Here is a 2691-nt window from a genome sequence, read left to right as displayed (position 1 = left end):
CTCCTGAGCACGGCGGCGTCGGGAGCTGGGGGTGGGCGGGTGATCTCGGTGGAGCACGGCACGCTCGCGGGCATGGTCGTCCTCACGCTGGTGGTCGGCCTCGTGCGGTTGTGGATCGACGTGCGCAGCGAGCTCGCGCGGCCCGAGGGCGGGGTCGACGGGGTCGTCCCCCGCCCGCGCGGCGCCGGCACCTGGTCCTGAACCGCCCGGGCGGCGCGCGTCCGGCATCACCCGAGCAGCGCGTCGGCCAGGCGCGCGTCGGACTCCGCCTGCAGGTCCGGATCGTGCACGGTCGTGGCGACGAGGAGCTCCTGGGCCCCCAGCCGTGCCAGCAGGTCGCCGACCTGCCGGCGCACCTGGGCCTCGGTGCCGACGACCCCCTGCGCGAGGACCGCGTCCACGGTGCGGCGCTCGCGGGCGCTGAGGGCGGCCAGGTCGACGTCCCCGGGGGCGGGCAGCGGGGGGAACTCCCCGCGGGTGCGCGAGACCGCCAGCGACCACGCCTGCGGCAGCAGCTCGCGCCGGGCCGCGGCGACGTCGTCGGCGACGAGCACGTCGGTCAGCACCGCAACGCGCGGACCGCCGTGCCCGTGGTCGACGAACTGCTCCCGGTACTGCGCCAGCCGTGCCGGGTCCTCCAGCGCGGGACCGCCCACGACGACGGGCAGGCCCAGCTGCGCGGCGGCCGCCAGCCCCGCGCCGGTGGCCAGCACCGTGACCGGCGGTGCCGGCACGCGCGGGCGGACGGTCACCGGTGCCCGCCCGTGCAGCAGGTCCAGCAGCTCGCCCAGCGCCGCAGTGAACTCCTGCGCGTCGCTGCCGTCGGCGCGCAGCGCCGCCCGCACGGGGGCGGTGAAACCGGCCGAGCGGCCCACCCCGAGGTCGACGCGGCCCGGGCGCAGGGCCTGCAGGACGGCGAACTGCTCGGCGACCACCAGCGGGACGTGGTTGGGCAGCATCACCCCGCCGGAACCGATCCGCAGCGCCGAGGACGGGTCCAGCGCCGCGGCGACGGCACCCAGCAGCACCGCCGGCGCCGGGCCGACGACGCCGGGCACCGCGTGGTGCTCGGCCACCCAGAAGCGGTGGTAGCCCAGCGCCTGCGCGCGGACCGCGCGCTCGACCGTGGCGCGGACGGCGGCGGCGTCGTCCCCGGGGCCGCCGCCGGGGGGAGCGGTGGTGCGGGTGCGGTCCAGCAGCGACAGGGCGAGCGGTGCCCCTGGGCCGGGTGCTGTCGCGGCCGGTGCTGTCGTCGGTTCGGGCATGGTGGTCCCTGCAACACCGGGCCGGGGCCGCTGCATCCCGCTCCCGCCCCCGTGGGACCGGTCAGCGCGAGCCGTGGCTCGCGGCGTCGGGGCGGTCCATCCGCAGGCGGCGCTCCTCGCCGATGGTGAAGTAGTCGGACGGGCCGCCCCCGCGCAGCAGCGGGTCGGCGGCCAGGGTGTCGAACACCCCGTCGACGAGCAGCCGCTCGTCGATGTGGACCATGACGACCTCGCCCAGGACGAGCCAGGCGCCGACCTCGCGCTGCGCGGCGTCGGTGAGCTGCTGGACGCTGCTGACCCTGCACTCGAAGGCGACCAGGCTCTCGGCCACCCGCGGGGGACCCACCAGTTCCGAGGGCACCGGCGTGAGCCCCGCCAGCTCGAACTCGTCGACCTCGGGACCCACCGTCGCGGAGGTCTGGTTCATCGGGCCCGCCAGCGCCGCGGAGGCCAGGTTCCAGACGAACTCCCCGCCGGCCTCGGCGTTCGCGACGCTGTCCTTGCGGCCGGTGCTGGAGAACCCCACGATGGGCGGCCGGTAGTTGAACAGCGTGAAGAAGCTGTACGGCGCCAGGTTCCTGGTCCCGTCGGCCGCCGCGGTCGAGACCCAGCCGATGGGCCGGGGCGCGACGATCGAGTTCAGCGGGTCGTGGGCCAGGCGGTGACCCTCGCGGGGCCGGTAGGAGTGCACGGGTGGGGACGCTACCGGTCACGACGGTCGTGCCGCGGCCCCCACCCGCAGCTCCCGCAGGGGATCGCCGCCGTCGACGAACACCCGCCCACCCCACGGCCAGCGCCGCGGCCAGGCGCTGCACGGCCACCCGCCCGGCGGCCGGGTGACGGCCGTCCAGCGCACCCACCCGCACGGCGAGGACCAGGTCGAAGGGCGCCTCGCCCGGCTGCAGCGCGAACGACTCCACCGCGACCTGCCGCACCTCCACGAGCCCCTCGGCGATCTCCGCCGCGCACGTCCTGCGCGCCTGCGCGACCGCGGTGGCCGAGCGGTCGATGGCCAGCACGAAACCGCCCTCCAGCCGCCGGGCCACCGCGCGCGCCGCCGCCCCCGGTCCGCACCCGACCTCCAGCACCCGGGCCCCCGGGGTCAGCGGCAGGGCGTCCACCACCGCCGCCAGTCGCGCGGACAGCTCTGCAGCCACGCCGACCACGGTAGGCGCTGCCCGTCCGCACGTCACGGCCCCGTCGCGGCGGGGGACGGGAGCGGACACCGCCTCCTCGGCCCGTCGGCGCGGGGTTCCGGCGTCCCGTGCGGGTCGGCGCCGGCCACGCGCCCACCGCGGGCCCGCAGCATCCACAACACATCTTGTGCAACATTTCTTGTGGGTTTAGGGTCCGAGCGTGACCGAGAAGGCCGTGCAGCTCACCGACCCCGCCGCGACGGGGCCGTGACGTGCGGACGGGCAGCGCC

3 protein-coding genes and 1 pseudogene are annotated in these 2691 nt (G+C 77.3%); 1 reads left to right on the top strand and 3 read right to left on the bottom strand.

The features are described 5' to 3' along the window. The coding region (locus GTQ99_RS21965) for a hypothetical protein (RefSeq protein WP_205708003.1) at window positions 1–201 on the top strand (201 nt) is incomplete at its 5' end. Between the two features lie 26 nt (window positions 202–227). Here the strand turns inward: GTQ99_RS21965 and GTQ99_RS21960 are convergent. From GTQ99_RS21960 to GTQ99_RS27625, 3 genes and pseudogenes are all read right to left on the bottom strand, one after another. Next, on the bottom strand, window positions 228–1265 hold the full coding sequence (locus GTQ99_RS21960; RefSeq protein ID WP_166617813.1) for an MsnO8 family LLM class oxidoreductase: 1038 nt from the start codon (window positions 1263–1265) through the stop codon (window positions 228–230). A 61-nt stretch (window positions 1266–1326) separates the two neighbouring features. Further along, a complete protein-coding gene (locus GTQ99_RS21955) occupies window positions 1327–1956 on the bottom strand; it encodes a flavin reductase (RefSeq protein WP_166617812.1) in 630 nt (209 codons plus the stop codon). Between the two features lie 18 nt (window positions 1957–1974). After that, window positions 1975–2422: pseudogene (locus tag GTQ99_RS27625) on the bottom strand (SAM-dependent methyltransferase). Window positions 2423–2691 lie beyond the last annotated feature (269 nt).

Source organism: Kineococcus vitellinus (assembly GCF_009906315.1).
Taxonomy (GTDB): Bacteria; Actinomycetota; Actinomycetes; order Actinomycetales; family Kineococcaceae; genus Kineococcus; species Kineococcus vitellinus.
Note: the sequence above shows the minus strand (reverse complement) of the source record. Positions and strands in the feature narration are given on the sequence as shown.

What these genes read in the sequence shown, in the direction of transcription:
- GTQ99_RS21960 (WP_166617813.1), bottom strand. Translation starts at nt 1,265, where the DNA reads ATGCCCGAACCGACGACAGCACCGGCCGCGACAGCACCCGGCCCAGGG.